Raw genomic sequence first — 23,544 nt, 5'->3', positions numbered from 1 at the left:
GGCTTTATATGCAAGTTATACATAACTTGCATATAAAGCTTTATTTAAAATAAATACTAATTATAGTTCCCATTATGGAAGAACGAAGGTATTAAATACCAAAAGATACATTGGATATTAATTTGTCAAAATACGTATTAACACATCGACATCTATTAACCCATACTCTCAATAGAGTAACGAAATAAAGTTGTTTTACACCAGAAATAAAAAGGTGTTTTCTGCCTTTCGGGAGAATATAAGATTTATTCACAAGGGAACAGGGGGAAAGAGTGGAATTCCCTACGAGTAATATCTAGCAGGTAATAAATACTTCGATTTAAAGATGGGAAAAGCAATCTTTTGTGAGATTCTGCCGAATTATTATGTCTATATAAGATGAGGATGAAATGCAAATGGTCAAAAAGAGGTTGATTTCGATTCCTGCTAAAGTAGTCAGTATTGTATTTATCGTAATTGCTATCCTTGGCCTTAGCGCAAGCACAGCGTCTCAAATTATAACTGGCGGCCATGGGGTTCTTTTATACATTATCAATGCAGTAGGAGATCTAATTGTATTGTTTGGAGCAATCCAGCTTTTTCGCGGCAATCAAAACGAGAAGGCTCTAGTCATTGTCGGTAGTATTCTTTTTGGTGCCTACGGTATCTTCACGCTGGGAGAGTCGCTTTTGGGTGGAGCAGTGACAGTTTTTATCGCATTGATATTCATCCTATTAACGAGATATGTAGTGTTTAATAATAAAAAAAAGAAGAGCTCCTGAATAATTCCTTACTACATAACCATAAATAAGCACTCATATATTGATAAAAAATAATCTGATTAAGGGGGACAGTATATGCAAGAAAAGGAATTTGTTACACATAGAAATCCAGATAGTAAATACGAAGGACTTATTGTATATGGTAATAGGGATATCGTGTTGCCTAAAAATGCACTTATTTCGATAACATTAGGCGAAAAATTTCCTGTTTGGAAAACAATTGTGAATGGGCTTGTAAGTCAATTTGTAATGAAACAGATGAAGAAATCTCCTAAATTACTTTATGCTGAAATGAAAGGTAATGTAAAGGAAGGATATGGACTTACTATGACTGTATGGGAGCCAAAGTCAATGAAACAATTCAGAGATAAAGGTGCGCATAAATTTGCTATGAGATTCTTTAGTTGGGTTTTTTATAGTGGAAAAGCCCATGCTTACTTTTTATCATACAAACATAATGGCTCTATCCCAACAAGCGATGAAGCGTATGAATTAGTAAAAAAATACGGCAGATTTTTTGATGGTGGAAAGTTGATTCGTCATAGTCGTCCTCCCATTTTTAATGAAGAGATTGAAGTGAGTTCGCAATAATGATTGCTGGTATGCAAAGACAAGCGGCGAATTGAATATCTGCCACGGGGAAAAGCGGTCAGACCCCGTGTTCGGACTATAACAACATGATCGGGTGAAGGGCAGCTAATTTTACAACTAATTAGCCCCCCTAATGATTGTTTTTTTATGATATTCCTTGTAATCGAATCAGCTTCTTTGGAAATTAATTTGTCAAAATACGTATTAACACATCCGCATCTGGTAACCCGAACTCTTCATCTATCTTTTCTTGAGTAAGAAGACTGTTAATGATGGTAAAATACCATGACAACATCTTTCGGGGTTCGCCTGGCGAAAATTCACCCGATTCCTGTCCTTTAACGAAGATAGGAATGATGGGATCAATCAGTACATTTGTTGCTTCTTCAAAGATCTGTGTGACTTTGTCGGGAACATCATCAGCAGTGCGAGCACGTTCCATTAACATAAAGGCATACATATTGTTGTCATCAAGCATGTTTTTCGTTAAGGTTCTAATTTGTTCAAAAGGAGTTCCTGGTAGGTATCCAACATACTTGAGCTCCCTTTTTGCTTCTTCCATCAATTCTTCAACGAGAGTTATGAAAAGTTCCTCTTTAGAATTAAAATAACGGTAAATTAATCCTTCACTAATGCTTGCTTCCTTAGCAATCATGCTCGTTTTCGTCCCGGTATATCCTCTGCGGGCAAATATTTTAAGTGCCGCTTGTTTTATCTGCTCTCTGCGTTCGTCGCGGATTTGATCAAGCTGCTGCTGTCTATTCAATGGAGACACCCTTCCAACCTCCGGATCTAAAAAATGTCCTATTCATTATATCATTAATCTAGAGTACTTTTGCTTTTACGTTGATAGACGCGGGGACTAGTGGACCTACTCTCTTGATTAACTCTTCAAGAAACTGATGTGGACGGGCAAAACATGCAAGATGGCCAGCATTTTTGATGAGGACAAACTCCTTATGAGGGGCTTCAATCTCATCATAATAAGCTCTAGCCAGTTCAGTTGGTGTGATAATATCATGATCTCCGTGAATAATAAAAACTGGCAGTTCGAATTGCTTCCCATATTTTTGAAAATCAAAGTTTATTAATTCATCAAATAGATGGTCAAGGGAATAATTCATACCTTTGAAAATATCTATGATATCGCTTATTTTATGTTCCGGAGAAGAAAGCATAGATGGCTAAATTAAGTCTGTAATCATATTGGGGACATCCTTAATCGCTTTAACAAGAAGCCGATTCCTCTTGTCGAAATCTTTACGACTCCATTGGGATTGATTAGGTCCCATTTTCTCAAGCAGCTGAACACCCTTCGTATTGCCTGCCTCACGGAGAGCGTTGACTGATACTGTATACAAAAGATTTTGTGAATCTGGCGAATTCTGATCTGTACCGACATAGGCATAAAAAAGATCCGGCCGAAGCTTTGCCATCATGATACCAATTAGACTGCCGGCAGAGCTTCCAATAAGAATTATTTTTTGATGACCTAATTTTCCACGCAAGTATTCTGCTACCTCTATCCCATCCTTTGCGAGACGCTCGAAAGTGATGGCGCCGCTGCCGTCTTTACCATTCTTTCCAAAAGTCGTTCCAGCTCCACGCTGATCCCACTGAACGACAATGAAGTGCTTCTCCCATGAACGCAACAACGGACTGAAGATGGAATACGTCGAAGCTGGACCGCCGTGAATCAATAACAAAACAGGGTGATTCCGATTCTCGCCACGAATCGTGATCCACTGATCGATACCGCCGATTTTAACGTAACCGCCTTCAACGATGCTGTTAGCTGTGGTGATTTGAAGTTCTTTGGCATTCTTTCTCTGATTTCTTTTTCTCAGAACAATTTCTTTCAGGATATTAGTTTGGCTCATTTGAACATGCCCTCTTTCCTTTTTTAATGAGTGAGTGACTTACTCATTATTAGAATGAGGTATTTTATGGAAACTGTCAACAAGAAATTTCCATCAATTTATTCTCACAGAAGAACGATGTTTTGGAATCAATCTACCCTCTATTCGATTTGATGGTGAAGTTATCGCAAACTAAGTAAACGGGGTTTTTGTGTCAATCAACAAATTTATTACTTTTATGCTTTTTCCCTTTGAAATAAAAGGGGTTAATTTGACTTGTTTCTTCTTTTGAATACCTTCTTTACATTTATACTACTTTTTTAATGGTTATAAAGTCTGAAAAAGGGCGAATGCCTCATTGCTAAGCGAAAAACGCTTATGTATGATAGGAAGAGAATTTAAAGAAGTATTTAACGTTAATGCGTGAGAAAAATATGAAAAGGCAGCTCATTTCTATCCTCAAGCCCGCTTTTAAACCGAATGTCACTGGACTTGTTATTCAAGGTATTGTTGTCATTTTTTATCGATAAAAAGATTAAATATATGGTTTACAAAAAGATATTTCCTTTTATAATAAGAGTTGAGTGTTTTTTAAAGAACGAAGTGTTCTTTAAAAAAGTGCAATAAATGTATTTAAAACAAAGAGTGGTTTATGAGAGGGTAGGATGGTTATGTGCAATGTATCCGAATCGTTTTCATGTTAACTACAGTCGAACAGAACCTCAAATATTCTTTTTAAAAAATACTCTTCATACTTATTGTCATGTAGTACGCACTCCGAATACATTCGCTTTTCGTGGATGAGTGCTAAGCCTCCTTAAGCTTATGCCCAAGGTCTTGCCAATTTAGTACGTTCCACAAGCAGTCTTTGTATATTCGAACTGCTTAGCGCATCATCAAGGTTTTTTATCAATATTGTCGCCCCATTCAATGGATCTGCTGTTGAAAATCATTTACAAAATCCCTCATTCTAAACGAAGGCTTATTTTTCTAGATTCTTATAACAAGAGAATCGCAGCCTTCTGGATTCAGACCTTGAGTTGAAAAATGGGATTGAAGGATATACTAGCTCGATATATCAACAGACAGGTGATCGATTCATATCAAAATATTTTTCCCTTCACTATTTTCCTTACACCAAACAGGGAACTAGGAATCTAGTACGAATTCAGCTAACCAAAACATCAAGTTGTTCTACAATATTCTTCTCAAAAGGTTAGAAAGCTAATAAAAGGGGCCGTTATGTTCTTTTCGTTCTTTATAAAGAATGACCTTTGCATTAGTTTGATCGTAAAAAGACTGATGAATATTTACTTCTTAATTTGAAGGTGGATGTATGACAAGAAAAAGATTAGTATTGATTCAATTTTCACGGGCATTGGTACCGATAATGGTAATGCTTTTTCACTTATCTTTAACGATGCATGAATATTTTGATTTCAATTTATTCGGCTTGCATGCACTTCCTATGTCGGGAGGGGTGAGTTACTTCTTTGCCCTCTCAGGTTTTATGATGTATTACGTTTACCGAAACCATTTTGGCCAAATGGACCAAATGAAAAAATACGTGATTAACCGCTTTATACGCATCTATCCGCTTTATTGGATTTTAACGATTGTATTACTGCCATTTCTGTTTATTTTTCCGTGGTATGGAGTAGGACATGAAACAGAGCTTGAAACGATTATTTCTTCTTTTTTATTAAGCCCGAATCCAAGTGGAGAGCCGCCGGTTCTTATACCGGCCTGGTCATTGAAATTTACTGTACTTTTTTATTTGATGTTTTCGCTTTTATTTTTACCAAGGCCAAGAATAGCAATGGCCATCCTGGCGATTTGGGGAGGTCTGTGTGCAGCCGTCTTCATTGGTTACATCCCTGTCTACAATTTTATTACTGAATTTTTGCTGAACGAGATCAATCTTATCTTGCTCGGAGGGATCCTGGCAGCTTATGTTGTCACACACGTAAGAATTAATTGGTTCTTTTCATTTCTGTTCGCTATAACAGGTTTTCTTGGCTTTCCGTTTATGTGGAAAAATTCACTGAATCCGATTATCAATATCAACTTTGATCTCGGAACTGGCTTTGCTTCCATTCTTCTCATTATAGGTATTGCATCAATCGATCTTAAGAAAGATATACGGATTCCTAAGCAATTGAACTATTTGGGAAATGCAGCTTTCTCAATCTATCTATCTCATAATCTTGCCCTGGATTTTTTCTCTGAAGTATTTAGCAGGTTCCCAATTTATGAAACCATTGGAGGCTGGATACTAAGCATTGTTTTCTTTGTCATTATGATCAGTTTCGGCTCCCTCGTTCATTCTTATTTTGAAACTCCGCTAATTAACATTCTGAGGAAGCGTCTATTAAGGTATAAGGTCAAGATTAAAGGAGTCAAAACAGTGGTTGTCAGGTATTAAAGAAAACACAAAATAAATTTTTGTGTTAAAAGCGAAAGAATAGAAAATGCAAATCCACGATATGTCATTTAATCCTTCGTGGGTGGACTTATTATGGGTGCCAGTTCATGATTCAGAAGGCAGCCAAATTGCCTGGAGTACATCATCTGCCAGGTAATGCAATCAGAATAAACAAGAAAGAGCATGAGAGGCAGGGGTCTAGGCCCATAAATAAGAAGAGGTGAAAACATGAGAGTATTGATTACGGGAGGTTATGGCTTCATTGGTTCTTTCGTTGGTGAAATGTTTGCGATGGAAGGACATGAGGTGCATATTATCGATAATCTCTCTACGGGGACGAAAGAAAATACAAAATTTAATCATATCCTTTACCAAATAAATGTAGAGGATCCGTTATGTGAAGAAATATTTAAGACGTTTAAGTTTGATGTAGTCATTCATTTGGCTGCCCAGGTCAATGTGGCAGTATCGATGGATGACCCTTATATCGATTCAAAATACAATGTCCTAGGACTGTCAAATATGCTTAACCTAGCAAAAAAGTATGGTGTAAGTAAAGTTGTATTTGCTTCTTCAGCAGCAGTATACGGACTGAATGAGGAAATTCCATTAAAAGAGGACTCTCTTTGTGATCCTGTATCACCATATGGAATGAACAAATGGATTGGTGAAATGTACTGCCAAAAGTGGAGTGAAATCTTTGGATTAGACACCCTATGTTACCGGTTTTCCAATGTTTACGGCCCACGGCAGGGAACGGTCGGAGAGGGTGGTGTTGTCTCCATTTTTATCCAAAGAGTCATTAACGGAAAAGATTTAATTGTTTACGGAGACGGGGAGCAAACGAGAGACTTTATATTTGTTCAGGATGTAGCAGAAGCAATTTACCGGGGGGTAATAAACAATCTTTCTGGGATATACAATCTGTCAACCAATACTGGAGTCAGCGTAAATCAATTAATTGAAACGCTCGGTGAGTTGACTGAAATAGAAAATGTAAAATATGAAAAAGAGCGGCAGGGCGATATTAAGCATTCTCGTCTAGACAATACCAAAATAAAAAATGACCTGGACTGGGAACCGTTTCATACGTACGAGGATGGCTTAGCAAAAACGTATCATTGGTTTAACGAACATAAACAAAAACCGGATCACCAAGCAGAGAAAAAGAAAATAAACATGCCAGAATGGTTTAACCGTTCAAAACCTATACTGCCGTATTTAGAGAATCTAGGAATATTCCTATTCATTTTCTCGATTAGTGCTTTGGTTGATATTCATTACTATATGGTAGATTACCAGCTCGTATACATCATTCTTGTCTCCATCTTAATCGGTAAATTCCAGTCGGTCTTATCAGTTGGAATGGCCTCGATGTGGTTCTTGACTGAAAATTTATTAATTGGAAGAGATGCGATTTCTTTACTTATTGACCCAAGTTCACTCGTACATATCAGTGTGTACATTTTTACTGGGCTTACAATCCGCTATGCGCTTGACAGAAGGGAAAGCTTGCTTACTAATTATCGCGAGGAAGCTACAGTTATAAAGGAAAAATACCATTTCCTTAACCAATCCTATGAGGATATGGTAAAGGTAAAAGAAGAGCTCCAACACCAAATTCTCTACACAGAAAATAGCATTGGAACTGTATATCGAATTATGAAGGACTTGGATAGTCTTGAGCCGCAAGAGATTTTTCAATCCTCCATTTTTACAGTCGAAAAATTGATGAAAACGAAAAAAGTTGCTTTGTATATGTATGATTCGTCATTCAGTAAGTTAGTGTTGCAAGAGAAATCAAAATTTTACAAAATTAATGAGATTATCAGTCTTGAGCAAGAAGAACATTTTATGGATGTTTTAAATAATAATAAGTTGTTTGTTAATAAAAACCTGAAAAAAGGTCTCCCATCATTAATCGTTCCAGTTCATGTAAATGGCACTGCGGTAGGAGTAATTTGTGCAGACGGATTAGATTTTGAACAACTGTCTCTATTCTATATCAACATGATAAATGTCATCGCGAAGTTAATTTCCTCGTCCTTAACTTGTGCCTATGAGCATCAGCTTATGTTGGAAAATAAAAGCTTGGAAGATCGAATGCTAGATTTAAGCAGGGTGAGAGTGAATGTTTAAGTGGCTAATTCTGTATTACCTTTTTTGTTTAGTCTATGGTTTCTTTTTAATATTGAAAAACCGAGAAAATGGGTTTATTAAAACCATCATTATCACCTTTTTTCCAGTGATCGGGTTTCTACTTTCATACTTGCTGTTCAAATCACAAAATAATGAAAAAAATGAAAATACAAACGAGGAAAAAAGTGATGAATTTTTATTACTTCCTCAAAGCACCGAAATCCAAGTGGAACGAGAAATTAACATCATCCCGTTTCAGGATGCTTTGCTATCAAATGATAATAACCTTAAGAGAGAGATGCTGATCGATAGCTTAAAGAACGGAGTAAAAGATATCGGGGTTCTAAATAAAGCCATTAAAAGTGATGATACAGAAACTGCCCATTATGCTGCCACAGCTATCATGGAAATTCAAAGAAAATATGTTACTGCTTTGCATGATTTAATGAAGAGGCTTGAGGAAAGTCCTTTTGATTACGAAGTGATGGATCGTTATGCAGAAACGCTAAAAAAATATGTTGATAGTGGCATGATTGATCAAGAAACCAAAATTCAATATCAGATGCAATTTTCAGATCTGCTCGAAAACCTCTTGAATAGCCCATTGCGATGTAAACAATATTTCGTTGATAAAATCAATTGTGATGTTGAATTAGGCAACTTCAAAAAAGCACAATTTTATAGTCAACAGTTTATCGAAGCATACCCCCTTGACGAAGCATCTTACTTAACAGCAATGAAGGTTTATTATGCAGTGCAAAACCGGAAAAAACTAGCTGAGATATTGAATACGTTGAGAAAAACACCAATTCAATTATCACCAAAAGGGTTAAAAGCCCTTCATTTTTGGTCATAGGAGGGTAATAGTGAGCAACAATGTTAGTTTGATCAAAATGATGATCATGGTCGCGTTCGTGATTTTGTTTGGAGGAGTCATCCTGATTACACAATTAGAATCTTTTCACTTGTTCAAGATGCATCAGCACAGTTTGGCAATGGCTAATAAAGCATCTCAAGAATCGTCTCCTCCTCCCGCAGAAATACAAGACATTGAACAGGATCAATTTTTGCTTGTTTATGACCCTGATACCGAGTTAAGTGTCTCGCTAAAAAATAATGTCGAGAAGACTTTATTGTATATGAAAAAAATGTTTGCTTCTGTACCAGTAAAAAAAATACCGAATGATATAAAAGAATATAAAAATATTATTATCCTGTTTCCTAACCTGGATCTAGTCAAAGATTTTACAATTTTAACAGATTACGTTTCCCACGGAGGGAAAATGTTTTTTGCGATAAGACCCGATATTGTGGAAACGTATGAAAGCATTCATGAGATGATTGGAATAAATGAGTCTGACCCGCCGTACAAAGATACATTCAGCGTCAAGATTGAATCAGATTTCCTGATCAATTCAAGGGGGTTACAAATCACAGATGAAAATTTAATTTGGAATTCTGTGTTGGATATTAGTCTCAAGGAAAATAGTACGGTTTTAGCGAGTACCGACAATATGATTCCATTTTTATGGAGTACCCCTTACGGGAAGGGAACATTTATGGTATTTAATGGAACGATGCTCGAAAGCGAAATGAATAGAGGCTTCATCGCAGGCTCGCTAAGCTATTTAAATAATAATTTTATTTATCCAATATTAAATTCCAAGGTTGTTTATATTGATGATTTTCCTGCACCATTTCCAGATGGTACCCACGATCTCATTTTTAGGGATTATAAAACGAATACAATGAGCTTTTTCCACAAAGTGTGGTGGCCAGATATGCTAAAAATGGCTCAGGAATATGACGTGAAATATACAGCTGGAATTATCGAGACCTACAACGATGATGTAGATGGTCCATTTAATGAACGATTAGCTGAGCATAATTTGAAAATTTTTGGCCGGGATTTGCTTAAGATGGGTGGAGAGTTGGCTGCACATGGATACAACCACCAATCATTGACTCTGGATCAGGGTCAAGTAGTAAGTCTGGGATATACAGCATGGAAAGACGAAAAGGATATGGTTGCTTCTTTGCAGGAATTAAATCAGTTCGTGCAAGGGATTTTTCAGGGTTACACATTGAAAACGTATATTCCTCCATCGAATGTCCTGAGTGAGGATGGGAAAAAGGCTATTAAGAAAGCAATTCCATCAATCTCCAATATTGCTTCTCTACATTTACCTGATGATGAAGGAATCTCTTATATCCAAGAGTTTGAATACTCGGAGGAGTATAATGAAATTCCTCGGTTGACCTCAGATTATCACTATGCACAAGAAGTTCAATGGATCGTTGCAAATGGAGCTACGTTATATGGCGTCTTCTCACATTTCATTCACCCTGACGATATACTTGATGAAGAACGAAGCGGGAATAAGACATGGCATGAAATGTCGTCGAGTTTTCGTAAAATGCTTAAGGATGTAAAAGAAAAATATCCGTGGATGAAAAGCCAGACGGCTTCTGAAAGTACGGAGTCATTAAGAAGTTTTCAAGATGCGAAAGTGTTTTTTTTACAAGATGAAAAGATCATACAAGGTTATATCGGTCATTTCCGAGGTGAATTGGATTTTATCCTTCGCAGCGATAAGAAGATTGTAGATTCTTTGGGCTGTGAAGTGGAAAAAATAGATAGTAATCACTATTTGGTGCACGCTGTATCACCTGAGTTCACTATAGAACTGGGGGATGAATCATGAAAATTTGTCTTATTGCAGAAGGTTCCTATCCCTATGTAGTCGGCGGAGTGTCAAGCTGGGTACAAACATTGATTACATCGATGCCGGAGCATGAGTTTATCATCTACGCGATAGGTGCAGATGAAAAAGACAAAGGAAAATTTAAATACGACCTTCCGAACAATCTGATAGAGGTAAGAGAAATTTTCTTAAATTCAAGTTTGAATGTATCCGTAAAATCAGGAAAGAGATATATGTTAAAGCAAGGGCAAAAACAAGCAATAAAATCATTGCTCGTTAATGGAGATGGAAACTGGGAGGAATTTTTTTCACTTTTTAAAGGAAGATACAGATCCATAAATACTGATACAGTTACTGAGTTTATAACAAGCAAGGACTTGTACGATATTGTAAAAGAGGTGTGCTTCGAGCATTTTCCTGAACTTCCTTTTACGCAGTTATATTGGTCAGTAAGATCGATGCTTTTGCCTTTACTGTCTGTCCTCGCAAGTCCACCTCCAGAAGCCGATATGTACCACAGTATATCAACAGGATATGCAGGCATCGTCGGTGCATATAGCAAATATTATTATGACCGCCCATTTATAGTGACTGAGCACGGAATTTATACGAGGGAACGTGAGGAAGAAATCATTAAGTCGGACGGAATAAAAGGGATGATGAAAGGCCTGTGGATCAAGCATTTTCATAGTTTATCTAAAGGGGCATATGCATCAGCTGATCAAGTTATTACATTGTTTAATAAAAACAAAGAAATTCAGATTGAAATTGGCTGTCCGGAAGAAAAAATAAGAATTATTCCTAATGGAGTTAAACTCGAAAGCTATTCATTTCTGCCTCAAAAAGGAAAAGAGGATGAAGAATTTGTTGACATTGGAGCAGTCGTAAGGGTGGTTCCAATAAAGGATATTAAAACAATGATCCAAAGCTTCGCCATTGTAAAGAGGGCAATTCCAAATTCAAGATTCTATATTCTTGGTCCAAAAGATGAGGATCCAGACTATTACGAGGAATGTTTGCAATTAGTAAATTTTTTGGACCTTCAGGATATTTATTTTGCAGGTACGGTTAATGTTAAACAATACATTGGCAAAATGGATATATTGGTTCTTTCCAGCATTAGCGAAGGGCAGCCTCTCGTACTACTTGAAGGGATGGCTAGTGGAAAACCTTTTGTTTCCACAGATGTAGGAAGCTGTAAAGAATTATTGTATGGATTGGATGATCGCTTTGGATCTGCTGGATATATTGTTCCGGTTATGGATTATGTGAAAATGGCACGGGCCATTATAAATTTGGCCCAAAAACCAAACATTCGTATAAAAATGGCGGAGAACGGCCGTAACCGTGTGAAAGCTAGCTATTCCTTGGAGACCTTTATTCAGCAGTATAGAAAAATTTATGGAAAAAGAGGTTATTCCGATGGCGGGAATAGGATTTCAACTAAAAAAGTTAGTCGGTAAAGAAAAGTTTTACGGTGGTCTCAGAGCCTTTGTCTATTCTTCAGTGATTATTTCGGGTCCGATGATATTATGTATTGTCCAGTTACTAATAGGCCAAAAACTTCTATCTCTGTCCGGTGCTGAGCTTTTTGAGCGGGAACTCTTATTATCGACTACGATGTACAGTTTTGTTTTTTCGCAAGTAATAACCGGAGGATTACTAATGGTTGTTACTAGATATGTTTCCGATCAAATTTATATGAATAAAGAAGAAAATGTTATGTCCTCACTCTATGGTTCGATAGCGATTATTTTAGTAATTGGCGGGTCGATATCGACCGCTTTTTATAGTTTTTCTCCATTAGGGACGACATTTAAAATAGTTGCATATCTGCTTTTTATTGAATTGTTGATTACGAATATACTGGCCATCTATATATCTGCAGTAAAAAAATATATGCATATCGTTAAAGCATATGGTTTCGGAGCCATTACTTCTATTTCTGCCATGGGGTTATGTCTTAAGATTTTTAATACATTAAAGGCTGAGTATTTTTTAGTTTGTATGGCTGCAGGCTTTATAATCGCCATTGTTCTTTTAATTAGAAGTGTAAAGGAACGCTTTCCAAAAGCTAATAAGAATTACTTTGACTTTTTATCATATATACAAAAATACCCATCGTTATTCTTTATCGGATTATTTTATGTCATAAGCTTATTTGGACATATATTTATCGTTTGGAGCAGTGATATACAAGAAAAAGTCGGCGATACTTTTGTGATGGCCCCACTCTATGATGTACCTATTTTTTACGCTTATTTATCCATCATCCCTGCGATGGTCATGTTTGTCGTATCTATGGAAACATCGTTTTTTGAAGCGTATAAAAAATACTACGAAAAAGTATCAGGAGAATATTCACTCGGTGAAATAAGTGAAGCTAGAAAGAAAATGTTCCATGTATTAACGCGTGAATTAGTTTATATCATGGAGTTTCAGTTAATTTTTACAATCCTTGCGATTGCTCTTGGTACTACTATCATACCTCTGACAATAGAGCAAAGAGCTATTTTTAATGTCTTAGTCATCGGAAATTACTTTTTTATTATCATGTTTGTCCTCATGCAAATCCTTCTCTATTTTGATGATCGCAAGGGAGCAGTTATTGTAATCTCTACGTTTATGTCTGTCAGTTTGTTAAGCATGACAGTTATCGTTTTATTTGGAGGCAACTATGGGTTGGCCAGCTTCATATCTGGAATGATAGGTTTGATTACAGCCTTTTTGAGACTTTTTCATTACGTGAAAAATCATGAGTATTATACATTTTGTTCCCAGCCGCTGTTTCCAGTAGACAAAACAAGCTTTATGGACAGATTTGCTCATAGGATGAATCGGTTGAATGGAGGAGAAAGGGGAAACTAACAACTTCCTCGAAAAGTGTTCTGGCCAACCTTCTTTAAGGTCTTTCAAATAGGATAACGAAGGGGAACATGGAGTGAAAAAGCACATGGTTATGGCACTGATCATTTCAATACTTTTGCTTTCGGTTTTTAGCAATAAGGAGACGTTCAAGATTGAAAAGGACGATGAAGTAGTTATTAATCCTTTTATGGGGTTTGCTCCTCCTGCAGAAGGAGGGCCTTACGTTCAGCCTCATTCACTCGTTTATGCCAACTTTAGCTGGAAGGACCTTGAGCCAGAGAAGGGATTTTATGATTTTGAAAAAATAGAAGAAAAATATCAGTTTGATTATTGGAAGAAAAATAATAAGAGGTTGATTTTTCGAATAGTATTGGATTATCCAGGAAAAGTAGGTCACAAAGATATACCTGAATGGCTTTATAATGAGATTGATCAGGATGGTACCTGGTATGAGCATGAGTGGGGGAGCGGATTTAGTCCAAATTACGATAACCCAAAGCTGATTGATTATCACAAAAAATTAATAGAGGCACTCGCTAAAAGATATAATGAGGACCCCTATATATCGTTCGTAGAATTAGGGAGCCTAGGTCATTGGGGTGAATGGCATACTTTACAGCAAGACGGGATTCAGATTCCTTTTCCGAAGCTGCCTGTTGTCGAAATCTATGTAAAACACTATATTGAAAACTTTACAAATAAAATATTATTAATGAGGCGCCCCCATCAGATCGCAATGGATAACAAGATGGGATTTTACAATGATATGTTTGGAAGATTGGACCATACTGTTCAAGAGTTTCATAGCTGGGTTAAAAATGGCTATAAATTTTGGTTAACAGGTGAAAATCATCCTCCTATGCCGGATGCCTGGAGGACAGCGCCAATTGGGGGAGAGTTTGCGCCAACGCGCAATTGGGGGGATTATTTTTCCTCTACTGCCATTTCTTCTGTCATGGAGCAGCTAGAACTAACTCATGTCAGCTGGTTAGGTCCAAGTTCCCCGGCGAATTACAGTCCTTCTGGAGAACATCAAAACGCAATAAATCGTTTTTTAAGTAAAATGGGTTACCACTTCAGATTAACTGAGGCAAGATATCAAAAGGCCGCTAAGGCAGGGTCTAAATTCTCATTGGAGATGAAGTGGGAAAATAGTGGAGTCGCGCCTTTCTATTTTGATTGGCCTCTGGAAATTTCACTTGCGAATCAAGATGGGAAGATTGTCCATAAAGAGAAAGGGGCGGCAGATATTCGGGAATGGCTGCCAGGCGAACATTCAATAAAAGAAGTGATCTCCATTCCACGAAATTTGAAAAAAGGTGTTTATGAGGTAAATGTTGCTATATTGGATCCTGATAAGGAGGAGCCGGCGATTTACTTGGAAATGAAAGGTAAGAGAGATGATCTGAGGTACAAAGTAGGAGAAATTAACGTCAAATAGAAAAGTAAAACTCGTCTGTGTACAATGAGAAGTAACAAGCTCTACTGCTTTTTAAAGGTAGAGAGCGAAAGACACCCTGTTCGGCATATAACAACATTATCGAGTAAGTGGCAGCTAATTTTACTACTAATTAGCCCCTTACTCGAGTTTTTTTATCTACGCTTTAAATCCCTACAGACTTAATAACAATCACTATCAAGGCTGCAGCACCCATCCAATAGAGTAACGAAATAAAGTTGTTTTACACCAGAAATAAAAAGGTGTTTTCTGCCTTTTGGGAGAATATAAGATTTATTCGCAAGGGAACAGGGGGAAAGAGTGGAAAAAGCAATCTTTTGTGAGATTCTGCCGAATTATTATGTCTATATAAGATGAGGATGAAATGCAAATGGTCAAAAAGAGGTTGATTTCGATTCCTGCTAAAGTAGTCAGTATTGTATTTATCGTAATTGCTATCCTTGGACTTAGCGCAAGCACAGCATCTCAAATTTTAACTGGCGGCCATGGGGTTCTTTTATACATTATCAATGCAGTAGGAGATCTATTTGTATTGTTTGGAGCCATCCAGCTTTTTCGCGGCAATCAAAACGGGAAGGCTCTAGTCATTGTCGGTAGTATTCTTTTTGGTGCCTACGGTATCTTCAATCTAGGAGAGTCGCTTTTGGGTGGAGCAGTGACAGTTTTTATCGCATTGATATTCATCCTATTAACGAGATATGTAGTGTTTAATAATTGAAAAATAGAAGTGCTTTAAAGTAAGGCTTTGTTACTTAGATTAGTAATAACCATAAAAAAACACTCAATATACGGGGCAAGATAATCTGTTTGAGGGGGAAGGTATATGCAAGAAAAGGAATTTGTTACACATAGAAATCCAGATAGTAAATACGAAGGGCTTATTACATATGGTAATAGAGATATTGAGGTACCTAAAAATGCACTGATTTCGATAACATTAGGTGATAAATTTCCTGTTTGGAAAACGATCGTGAATGGAATTGTAAGTCAATTTGTAATGAAACAAATGAAGAAATCTCCTAGATTACTTTATGCCGAAATGAAAGGTAATGTAAAGGAAGGATACGGACTTACTATGACTGTGTGGGAGCCTAAATCAATGAAGCAATTTAGAGATAATGGTGCTCATAAATTTGCAATGAGATTCTTTAGTTGGGTTTTTTATGGGGGAAAAACCCATGCTTACTTTTTATCATACAAATATAATGGTTCTATCCCAACAAGCGACGAAGCCTATGATTTAGTAAAAGAATATGGCAGATTTTATGATGGTGGGAAGTTGATTCGTCATAGTCGTCCTCCCATTTTTAATGAATAGTTGATAACTGGAATGGAACATTTAAAAATAACTTCGCTTTTTAATTTTTTTTTCAAGTTCCGGGCCGTCATATCGGAAGGAGGAGACTATGAGTACAATAAACTTTAAAGTTATACCATCACCACACATTTTGAGTCGTGATATTGAGTGCATCCGGATAACGTCACAAAATGATACAAAAGCACTCGAAGTTAAGGTATGTCCTAGCGGTTTTCCCGGTATTGTATTCAATGTTGCCTCTGACGGCTCTTCTGCTATTGAAAGTATTGCCACCCGAATGGCAAAAGCCTCGAATGTGCCCCGATTGTTTATGCATGGGCAAGGTTCGGAACCGAGTATCATGTGTTTCAAAAGCGAGCCATACATATCAATACAAGTGGTGTTCAAGTCTCACGCTCTTTATACTTTGTTTGGCATGGATGCGTCCTCACTCAACCAAGGATTTCTATTACCCGAACAATTTGGTGCAACAATGCTTGAGATACAGCTTTTGGACGCTAATACAACTGCCGAGCGGGTTAATATACTCGGTGAATTTCTAATTGCAAAACTGCAGCAAACCAATAAGAGAGACGAACTAATCGAGCAGATACTGGATTATATTCGTGAACACATAGAATCAGTTACAGTGAAGAACTTAGTGTCGGCATTTCATATATCGGAGCGGCAATTCCAGAAGCGATTTGCCCGAGTCGTTGGCATGCAGCCACAGGTGTACATTAGGGTAAAGCGTATAAATGAGGCACTGCGATTGATGAATACGGGGCAATACGAGCGATTGTCGGATATCGCATACATCCTTAATTTTTATGACCAATCTCATTTTATTCGGGATATGAAAGCATTCTCCTGGGTGAGTCCAAAGAATATTATGATGAAAGTAAGTGAGTTTCATAGTGACCAGGCTGGGTCGTCGTATTTATAGAAAATGACGGTTTCTTAATTTATAAATCACTTTTTCTGACTATAATGGAGTGTGTAAAACACAACGAAGGGTGCTTAACAATTTCCAAAGTCAAAGGATAATTATTGTGAATTTAAAATCATATGGTAAATTTGCGGAAGGGTCACAAGGTAGGTGCGCACTTGATATTGTAAAATGCTATTAGGTCAAGCTCAAATGCGACGGGATTATACAATTATTTACTCAGACGCGGTAGTAATATGTACTTATCCAATGGCTAAGGAGCGATTTAGCATGAGAAGAATTATTATGTTAAACAGAATTTCTATTGACGGTTATTTTGCAAGTTTAAACGACGCAACCTTCGGAATGGATTGGTTTGTTCATGATCCTGAAGTTGACCAAGCCGTGCATTCCAACAGGCACTTGGACACTCTCATATTGGGCGGGGTTACATACAGGGGTTTTGAGCATAGCTGGGTTCCTTTAAGGGACGATCCCCATGCCTCCCAAGAGATGAAGGCTGTCGCTGAAGAGTTAACTAACATGACGAAAGTGGTCTTTTCGAAAAAGCTGAAGGAAGCTACCTGGGAGAACACCAAACTATTCGATGGTAATATTGTCGAAGTGGTAAGGAATCTAAAAGATGAAGCAGGCACCGATATTCTTATTATGGGCAGTGGTACAATCGTCCAGCAACTTGCGGACGAAGGATTAATTAACGAATTTTTGTTTATTGTTACTCCAGTTGTTGCAGGAGAAGGTAAGCCACTGTTTAAACATGTTAAACAGTTTGGTCTTACACTTGTAGAGACGAAAGCCTTTAAGTCTGGAAACGTTTTGCTACATTACGAGGTAAAAAAGTAGAGCTGAGCCTACATTAGAACCTTGAATATGCAGATTATTTAAGAATAGGTCGCGTTTATGGAAGATCATAAGCCTAATTCCTCTGTAAAAACATTGAGGGATTAGGCTTTTTCATATTTCAAAATCATTGAATTTATCCTAACGGTTGGCAGCAAGCGGTACATTACATGGAAACTTCTGGTGAAAAACAATCCAAAGCCGTTCTTAAATTATCAATTATGAAATTTTTTGAAAAAACTAACAAAAGCTTTACACTCTGTTAATAAGGTCAAAACATTTAACTATTAAAATGAGTGTAAAAGGGAGGGTTTTATTTGAGTAGATTGGCATTGTGGCTTCATAAAAAAGAATTGGGGCTGTTTAACTTTATTAATCATTCATGCAATCATAAAAGTTTAAATTTGTTTTTTCGCTCCATCACCCATTTAGGAGGAGCAACATTTACCATTTCAGTTGTTCTGCTAGCTTCCTTATTGCGCCTTTACCATATAGCAATTGGGGAATTGAAAGTATGATTGCTCTCACGATCAGTCATATTTTAGCTTCAATTATCAAAAAAAAATATCAGCGAAATCGACCATATTTAACCTATCCTGAAACAAAGACACTTTCTAAATTACTTAAAGATCATTCGTTCCCTTCAGGGCACACAACTTCAATTTTTTCTATCGTAACACCTTTTATGTATCATGTGCCGTCGATGACGATTTATTTGTTTTTACTCGCTAGTATTGTCGGTGTTTCAAGAATATATATTGGTTTGCACTATCCCTCTGACGTAATGGCGGGTGCTATTCTCGGCGTAGGAACAGGAATCGTCATCGTTTATTTCAATGCAGTTGTTTTTACAATATGAACATCTGGAGGGTTAAGTGATGAAAATCGCATTGTTTACAGATACGTTTGCTCCTCAAGTGAACGGCGTTGCAAAAACGTTGAAACGATTAGCAGCTTACTTGGAACGTGAACAAATTCGACACCAAATTTATGCCCCTCATTTTCCGGGCGAAGATTTATTTATTGATCAAATCCACCGCTCTATTAGCCTCCCTTTTTTTCTTTACCCCGAATGTAGGATTACTTTTCCAAACATGTTAAAAATGCATAACCAACTTGGAGCATTTCAGCCTGATTTAATTCACATCACCACTCCATTCAACCTTGGGCTAACCGGGCTTCACTATGGGAAAAAAAGCGACATCCCTATGGTCGCTTCATATCATACTCACTTTGACCAATATTTAAAATATTATCGGATGGAAGTACTTTCAGATTGGATATGGCGTTATTTTGGATGGTTTTACAAACAACATTTTTCAAAAATTTTTGTCCCGTCCAATGAAACGAAACAGTATCTTCAATCGAAAGGGTTTACTAATCTTCAATTTTGGAAAAGAGGAGTAGATTGTCACTTTTTTCATCCTCACTATGAAACAAATGACTTCAAAAGTCGGTACGGCATTAAGGAACCATTTGTCTTTCTTTTTGTTTCACGCCTCGCCCCAGAGAAAAATTTGGACACACTTGCACAAATTATTGAAATGATGCCCGAATCGATTCGCCATTCTTCCCATTGGCTTATCGTTGGAGACGGACCGATGCGCTTAAAATTGGAAAACCAATTTGCTGATTGGGTGACTTTTACGGGATACCTCGAAGGTGAGGAACTTGCCAAAGCGTATGCGGCAGCTGATTTATTCGTTTTTCCTTCCGCTACAGAAACATTTGGAAACGTCGTGTTAGAATCTCTCGCTTCTAGTACTCCGGTCATCGGCGCTAATGGAGGAAGTGTAAAAGAAATAATCGAGCACGGGAAAACAGGCTTTCTTTGCAATCCTTATGAACCGAGCGATTATATCGAAAAAATAATAACCCTACTGGATAACCCTATTATGTTAAAGACGATGGGAATGGCAGGTAGACAATATGCACTTAAGCAATCATGGGACACCATTTTTGGTCAATTGCTATCGGATTATGAAGAAACAATTTATAGTAACAGAAAAGAAAAGCTGCTCGCTTAACCTATAAAAACATTGAAAACGATACAAAAAACGCCAGGCTTAGATTAAAATCCGCTGGCGTGTATTTGTGTTAAAAAAAGCCCAATTAGTATAACCCTCGTATTTGGACTATAACAACATTATCGAGTAGGGGGCTAATTTTACTATAATTAGCCCTCCTACTCGATTATTTTTTTATTTATGATCTTTGTAATCGAGCCACCACACCAGTAATTATAACCACTAATAACGCCGGAAGCAGCCAACCTAAGCCTTGGTTATATAGTGGTAATGTCTTCTCATAGAAAGAAACAATCGGCACCATCCAACCAAAATAATCAATTTCTAGTGACTCACATAATGATTTCAAACCATCAAAGATGCTGATCAAGAACGTAATCGCAATCGTTAAGATATATACAATTCGTTTATGATGAAATAATGGTGATAAAAAGGTCAATATCATTAATACAATCGCAAGTGGATAAAGGAACATGAGAACAGGGACGGAGAATGTAATAATGTTCGTTAATCCAAAGTTAGCAAAGATGAATGATATAGTCGTAAAAAATATGACTAACGTCTTATAGTTGAACCTTGGTAGTAATGTTTGAAAATATTCAGCACATGCTGTTGTTAAGCCAATCGAAGTCGTTAAACAAGCAAGTATGATTAGAACCGCCAGCATGATGAGTCCAAATTCTCCAAAATAATGAGAAGCCGCATTGCTTAGAACTGGCCCACCGTTCTCAGTGATTCCAAGGGTTTCTGTGCTTGTTGCACCCATATATGCAATTCCAATGTAAATGGCTCCGAGTATAGAAATGGCAATTAGACCTGATTTTACAGTTGCACCAAGAATCCCTCTTTTTGATGTGATTCCTATTGAACGAATGGCATTAACCACAATAATCCCAAATACGAGGGAAGCAATGGCATCCATCGTGTTATATCCGTCTAAGAATCCTTTTACAAAAGCCCCGCTCACATATGCCCCCACTGGAGCCTGAATCGCTCCCATTGGATGTAGGACAACCGCAAACAATAGAATAGTAAGAAGAATCACAAGGCCTGGTGCCAATATTTTTCCTACGTTATCAACAATCTTTGCCGGGTTTAGCGAAAACCAAAGGGTCACAGCGAAAAATAGCAATGTAAAAATGAGTAATCCACCTTGGTGAAATCCTGCATTTACAAAGGGTGCAATTCCAATTTCATATGCTACTGTGCCGGTACGCGGCAATGCAAAAAATGGACCAATGGTTAAATAGAGAAGGCAGGTGAAAAAGATAGCATAAGCTGGATTCACCCTACTAGCAAGCTCTTGCAAGTTGCTGCTACCGGAAAAACCCATTGCTAAAATCCCTAGTAATGGCAAGCCCACTCCAGTAATCAAAAATCCCGCTACAGCTGGCCAAAGATCCGATCCTGCTTGTTGGCCTAATTGTGCTGGAAAAATTAAGTTCCCTGCACCAAAGAATAAAGCAAATAACATTACTCCAATGGCGATATATTCTGAAAATTTTACTTTTTGATTCATCTTATTTATTCCCTTCTTAGATGCCTTATTGTATATTAAATTCATCTTCTAAATGAAATGTAGAATAAAATTTATGTTACTATCTATTAATCTAAAATTCAACAGATGGAAAATTTTTAGTTAATTGTAAAAAACAACATTCACTATAAAAGTCCCGCCCGTTTTTCCCTATATAAATGGCTCTGATCTTTGGTGAAATAAAAAAACAAGTGAGTCTTGTCACTTGTCACATCCTTCATATGGATCACGTATTATTCATTATTCAATAAAAAATGACTTTGAAAGAGGACAAAAATGTGGAGTTTCCTTAGTTTGTGAGGTTTTTTAGCTGTGTTGAGGATTTTGGGTTTTGTGATTTCCGTTATTGCAGTCATATTCAATATTGCCACAGCAGCTGAATACTTTGTTGGTAACTATTTGAAATGTTACGCTGAACATTATTATAAGTTATCCATAAAAATAAAGCCCGATTAAGGAGCCTCTAACGGCTGTTAATCGGGCTTTATCAATTAAAAATTATTTTACAACTGCCAATGAAAATGCTTTATCCCACGATACTGGAACCTGTTAAGAGTTTGAAGGCGAACTTGCAGAATCATCGATTTTTAGGGCTTTTATGCATAACCAAAAAATGGCTACAGGAGTACCGAGGTATGCAATAAGTCCAAGTATATCAACATAGGAGTCGAGAACAGATGATACTCCGGCAAGAATAAGCAGTACTCCCGGCCAGCGTGTCAGCTTGTTATACAGAAATACGGATAATCCGAATAGCGCAGGTCCCGCAAACATTAGGATGGAGCTTGTTATTTCCGCTTCTCTTATCGGTGAAGGCAGTGCATTCTCAGCAACGTTTGCGAGATCCATAGACGAACTAAGTTCATGAATAATAGGGAAAGAGAACGAATGAACTGAGACGATGCCGATTGTCCAAGCAATAGCGAAAAGCGTGATGATGATGCCGATAAATCCGAGTTTTCCAAGATCTTCGATTCGACTGAAGTACGCCGCAATCATCCCGAACATTATAAAAATCCATGCCGTAATGTCCAAATAGTTAAGAATGATAGAATCGGCTCCCCCAGTCGAAACAACGAGAATGAAGTGTGCAATCGTAAATAAAAATCCTAAAATTCCGAACACCGAAAATACCCTAACAGCCTTCGTGAACGTCATGTTCTCAACCTCCTTTAATAATTAATATTCCAATTGTTCAATAAGAACATATGAGTTAAAATTGGTTAATATTACCTATGACATGAGGTAAATAACATTCTGATATTCTCCTATCAATTTATTGGTGATACGATAAAATGAATATAAGCATGGAAAGGGGGATATGTATGTTCCTAGATAAACTGCAAGAACAGTTAAATCAAAATAAATCTCTGTTTATAGGGGAGGACACAGCTTTTCGTTCAGCCGTTTTGATTCCGTTAGTTCAAGTGGAAAATGAATGGCATGTCCTTTTTGAAGTTCGTGCAACTACTATGAGAAAACAGCCAGGTGATATTTGTTTTCCCGGTGGTAAAATTGATGCTACTGATGAATCCCCATTGGCGGCCGCTTTACGAGAAACATATGAAGAATTAGGTGTTGATACACAAAAGGTCACGGTTTTAGGACAATTAAGTCCCTTTGTTGCTTTTCCTTCTTTTGTGATCTACCCATTTATAGGAATCATAGATTACGATCAAATCATTCATTCATATAACAAAGAAGAAGTTGCAGAGGTATTTACGGTACCCGTCAAATGGCTATTAGATTATGAGCCTTATATGCATTTAGTTTCCCTTCAACCAATGCCTTCAACAGATTTTCCTTTTGAAAAAATAATGAACGGTGCCGGGTATCAATGGAGAACTCGTTCAATGGAAGAATGGTTTTTCGATTATGAGAAGTATACCATTTGGGGGTTTACAGCCAGGATTTTAAAGCATTTTATCGAGATGATAAAAGAAGGATAATTTTGATATGCCTCTATCGCCTTGGAACATTCTCTTCGAATTAATTATCGTTACTCCCATGAATAAAATAGAATAATGCTTGCATTCTTCTATTTTATTCATGTTTAAAATCCCTCAATTGAAGCTTTAAATAATTGA

The 23,544-nt window shown here is 37.2% G+C and carries 22 protein-coding genes; 17 read left to right on the top strand and 5 right to left on the bottom strand.

The genetic code is table 11. The features are described from left to right. Positions 1-389 precede the first annotated feature (389 nt). Both KHA97_RS15305 and KHA97_RS15300 read left to right on the top strand, forming a co-directional pair. The gene (locus KHA97_RS15305) at positions 390-761 is read left to right on the top strand and encodes a hypothetical protein (protein ID WP_213125566.1); all 372 of its coding nucleotides are present in this window, start codon (positions 390-392) and stop codon (positions 759-761) included. Positions 762-836: 75 nt separating this feature from the next. Then, a complete protein-coding gene (locus KHA97_RS15300; protein ID WP_213125565.1) occupies positions 837-1,352 on the top strand; it encodes a hypothetical protein in 516 nt (171 codons plus the stop codon). Between the two features lie 184 nt (positions 1,353-1,536). Here the strand turns inward: KHA97_RS15300 and KHA97_RS15295 are convergent, their stop codons facing one another. Genes KHA97_RS15295 through KHA97_RS15290 form a run of 3 tightly spaced genes read right to left on the bottom strand, consistent with a single transcriptional unit; the run spans position 1,537 to position 3,232 of the window. Next, a complete protein-coding gene (locus KHA97_RS15295) occupies positions 1,537-2,127 on the bottom strand; it encodes a TetR/AcrR family transcriptional regulator (RefSeq protein WP_213125564.1) in 591 nt (196 codons plus the stop codon). A 49-nt stretch (positions 2,128-2,176) separates the two neighbouring features. Continuing rightward, positions 2,177-2,530: an alpha/beta fold hydrolase gene (locus KHA97_RS24075; RefSeq protein WP_325167462.1), complete on the bottom strand. Its 354-nt coding sequence runs from the start codon at positions 2,528-2,530 to the stop codon at positions 2,177-2,179. A 6-nt stretch (positions 2,531-2,536) separates the two neighbouring features. Next, complete coding sequence (locus tag KHA97_RS15290; RefSeq protein WP_233713494.1) at positions 2,537-3,232, bottom strand: alpha/beta fold hydrolase; 696 nt, start codon at positions 3,230-3,232, stop codon at positions 2,537-2,539. Positions 3,233-4,547: 1,315 nt separating this feature from the next. Between KHA97_RS15290 and KHA97_RS15285 the strand changes: the two genes are divergently transcribed. From KHA97_RS15285 to KHA97_RS15225, 14 genes are all read left to right on the top strand, one after another. Next, positions 4,548-5,636 carry an acyltransferase family protein gene (locus KHA97_RS15285; RefSeq protein ID WP_213125563.1) on the top strand — a complete coding sequence of 363 codons (1,089 nt, stop codon included), beginning with the start codon at positions 4,548-4,550 and terminating at the stop codon, positions 5,634-5,636. A gap of 228 nt (positions 5,637-5,864) precedes the next feature. Beyond that, on the top strand, positions 5,865-7,775 hold the full coding sequence (locus KHA97_RS15280) for an NAD-dependent epimerase/dehydratase family protein (RefSeq protein ID WP_213125562.1): 1,911 nt from the start codon (positions 5,865-5,867) through the stop codon (positions 7,773-7,775). Next, positions 7,768-8,631, top strand: coding sequence for a hypothetical protein (locus tag KHA97_RS15275; RefSeq protein WP_213125561.1), 864 nt, complete (start codon positions 7,768-7,770; stop codon positions 8,629-8,631). Before KHA97_RS15280 ends, KHA97_RS15275 begins: the two co-directional genes overlap by 8 nt. A 10-nt stretch (positions 8,632-8,641) precedes the next feature. Then, a complete protein-coding gene (locus KHA97_RS15270) occupies positions 8,642-10,480 on the top strand; it encodes a DUF2194 domain-containing protein (protein WP_213125560.1) in 1,839 nt (612 codons plus the stop codon). After that, positions 10,477-11,943 (top strand): GT4 family glycosyltransferase PelF, encoded by a 1,467-nt coding sequence (pelF, locus tag KHA97_RS15265; protein ID WP_213125559.1) that lies wholly within the window; start codon positions 10,477-10,479, stop codon positions 11,941-11,943. Before KHA97_RS15270 ends, pelF begins: the two co-directional genes overlap by 4 nt. Then, complete coding sequence (gene pelG / locus KHA97_RS15260) at positions 11,903-13,348, top strand: exopolysaccharide Pel transporter PelG (protein ID WP_213125558.1); 1,446 nt, start codon at positions 11,903-11,905, stop codon at positions 13,346-13,348. The genes pelF and pelG overlap by 41 nt, the downstream gene beginning before the upstream one ends. A 73-nt stretch (positions 13,349-13,421) precedes the next feature. Next, positions 13,422-14,789, top strand: coding sequence for a DUF4832 domain-containing protein (locus KHA97_RS15255; RefSeq protein ID WP_213125557.1), 1,368 nt, complete (start codon positions 13,422-13,424; stop codon positions 14,787-14,789). 382 nt (positions 14,790-15,171) lie between these two features. Next, positions 15,172-15,525 carry a hypothetical protein gene (locus KHA97_RS15250; RefSeq protein WP_213125556.1) on the top strand — a complete coding sequence of 118 codons (354 nt, stop codon included), beginning with the start codon at positions 15,172-15,174 and terminating at the stop codon, positions 15,523-15,525. Positions 15,526-15,630: 105 nt separating this feature from the next. Beyond that, on the top strand, positions 15,631-16,125 hold the full coding sequence (locus KHA97_RS15245; protein ID WP_213125555.1) for a hypothetical protein: 495 nt from the start codon (positions 15,631-15,633) through the stop codon (positions 16,123-16,125). 88 nt (positions 16,126-16,213) lie between these two features. Continuing rightward, positions 16,214-17,050: a helix-turn-helix domain-containing protein gene (locus KHA97_RS15240; RefSeq protein WP_213125554.1), complete on the top strand. Its 837-nt coding sequence runs from the start codon at positions 16,214-16,216 to the stop codon at positions 17,048-17,050. Between the two features lie 273 nt (positions 17,051-17,323). Beyond that, a complete protein-coding gene (locus KHA97_RS15235; protein ID WP_213125553.1) occupies positions 17,324-17,896 on the top strand; it encodes a dihydrofolate reductase family protein in 573 nt (190 codons plus the stop codon). Between the two features lie 314 nt (positions 17,897-18,210). Next, positions 18,211-18,411: a hypothetical protein gene (locus KHA97_RS24480; protein ID WP_325167461.1), complete on the top strand. Its 201-nt coding sequence runs from the start codon at positions 18,211-18,213 to the stop codon at positions 18,409-18,411. Then, positions 18,408-18,752, top strand: coding sequence for a phosphatase PAP2 family protein (locus KHA97_RS24475; RefSeq protein ID WP_325167460.1), 345 nt, complete (start codon positions 18,408-18,410; stop codon positions 18,750-18,752). Before KHA97_RS24480 ends, KHA97_RS24475 begins: the two co-directional genes overlap by 4 nt. 19 nt (positions 18,753-18,771) lie before the next feature. Beyond that, entirely contained in the window at positions 18,772-19,920 is a 1,149-nt protein-coding gene (locus tag KHA97_RS15225; protein WP_213125552.1) for a glycosyltransferase family 4 protein, read from the top strand. A 178-nt stretch (positions 19,921-20,098) separates the two neighbouring features. On the opposite strand, the gene brnQ is transcribed toward KHA97_RS15225, so the two are convergent. Further along, on the bottom strand, positions 20,099-21,439 hold the full coding sequence (brnQ, locus tag KHA97_RS15220) for a branched-chain amino acid transport system II carrier protein (RefSeq protein ID WP_213125551.1): 1,341 nt from the start codon (positions 21,437-21,439) through the stop codon (positions 20,099-20,101). Between the two features lie 567 nt (positions 21,440-22,006). Continuing rightward, a complete protein-coding gene (locus KHA97_RS15215) occupies positions 22,007-22,615 on the bottom strand; it encodes a hypothetical protein (RefSeq protein WP_213125550.1) in 609 nt (202 codons plus the stop codon). A 167-nt stretch (positions 22,616-22,782) separates the two neighbouring features. Between KHA97_RS15215 and KHA97_RS15210 the strand changes: the two genes are divergently transcribed. Then, positions 22,783-23,406 carry an NUDIX hydrolase gene (locus KHA97_RS15210; protein WP_213125549.1) on the top strand — a complete coding sequence of 208 codons (624 nt, stop codon included), beginning with the start codon at positions 22,783-22,785 and terminating at the stop codon, positions 23,404-23,406. Positions 23,407-23,544 lie beyond the last annotated feature (138 nt).

This window comes from Lederbergia citri (assembly GCF_018343625.1).
In the GTDB taxonomy this organism is placed as follows: domain Bacteria; phylum Bacillota; class Bacilli; order Bacillales; family Bacillaceae_C; genus Lederbergia; species Lederbergia citri.
The sequence above is the reverse complement of the archived record's forward strand: the minus strand, read 5'-3'. Positions and strand labels throughout refer to the sequence as shown.

Excerpts from the sequence above, each read along its gene's own strand:
- KHA97_RS15305 (WP_213125566.1), top strand. The coding sequence starts at position 390 with ATGCAAATGGTCAAAAAGAGGTTGATTTCGATTCCTGCTAAAGTAGTC.
- KHA97_RS15300 (WP_213125565.1), top strand. The coding sequence starts at position 837 with ATGCAAGAAAAGGAATTTGTTACACATAGAAATCCAGATAGTAAATAC.
- KHA97_RS24075 (WP_325167462.1), bottom strand. The coding sequence starts at position 2,530 with ATGCTTTCTTCTCCGGAACATAAAATAAGCGATATCATAGATATTTTC.
- KHA97_RS15290 (WP_233713494.1), bottom strand. The coding sequence starts at position 3,232 with ATGAGCCAAACTAATATCCTGAAAGAAATTGTTCTGAGAAAAAGAAAT.
- KHA97_RS15285 (WP_213125563.1), top strand. The coding sequence starts at position 4,548 with ATGACAAGAAAAAGATTAGTATTGATTCAATTTTCACGGGCATTGGTA.
- KHA97_RS15280 (WP_213125562.1), top strand. The coding sequence starts at position 5,865 with ATGAGAGTATTGATTACGGGAGGTTATGGCTTCATTGGTTCTTTCGTT.
- KHA97_RS15275 (WP_213125561.1), top strand. The coding sequence starts at position 7,768 with ATGTTTAAGTGGCTAATTCTGTATTACCTTTTTTGTTTAGTCTATGGT.
- pelF (WP_213125559.1), top strand. The coding sequence starts at position 10,477 with ATGAAAATTTGTCTTATTGCAGAAGGTTCCTATCCCTATGTAGTCGGC.
- pelG (WP_213125558.1), top strand. The coding sequence starts at position 11,903 with ATGGCGGGAATAGGATTTCAACTAAAAAAGTTAGTCGGTAAAGAAAAG.
- KHA97_RS15250 (WP_213125556.1), top strand. The coding sequence starts at position 15,172 with ATGCAAATGGTCAAAAAGAGGTTGATTTCGATTCCTGCTAAAGTAGTC.
- KHA97_RS15245 (WP_213125555.1), top strand. The coding sequence starts at position 15,631 with ATGCAAGAAAAGGAATTTGTTACACATAGAAATCCAGATAGTAAATAC.
- KHA97_RS15240 (WP_213125554.1), top strand. The coding sequence starts at position 16,214 with ATGAGTACAATAAACTTTAAAGTTATACCATCACCACACATTTTGAGT.
- KHA97_RS15235 (WP_213125553.1), top strand. The coding sequence starts at position 17,324 with ATGAGAAGAATTATTATGTTAAACAGAATTTCTATTGACGGTTATTTT.
- KHA97_RS24475 (WP_325167460.1), top strand. The coding sequence starts at position 18,408 with ATGATTGCTCTCACGATCAGTCATATTTTAGCTTCAATTATCAAAAAA.
- KHA97_RS15225 (WP_213125552.1), top strand. The coding sequence starts at position 18,772 with ATGAAAATCGCATTGTTTACAGATACGTTTGCTCCTCAAGTGAACGGC.
- brnQ (WP_213125551.1), bottom strand. The coding sequence starts at position 21,439 with ATGAATCAAAAAGTAAAATTTTCAGAATATATCGCCATTGGAGTAATG.
- KHA97_RS15215 (WP_213125550.1), bottom strand. The coding sequence starts at position 22,615 with ATGACGTTCACGAAGGCTGTTAGGGTATTTTCGGTGTTCGGAATTTTA.
- KHA97_RS15210 (WP_213125549.1), top strand. The coding sequence starts at position 22,783 with ATGTTCCTAGATAAACTGCAAGAACAGTTAAATCAAAATAAATCTCTG.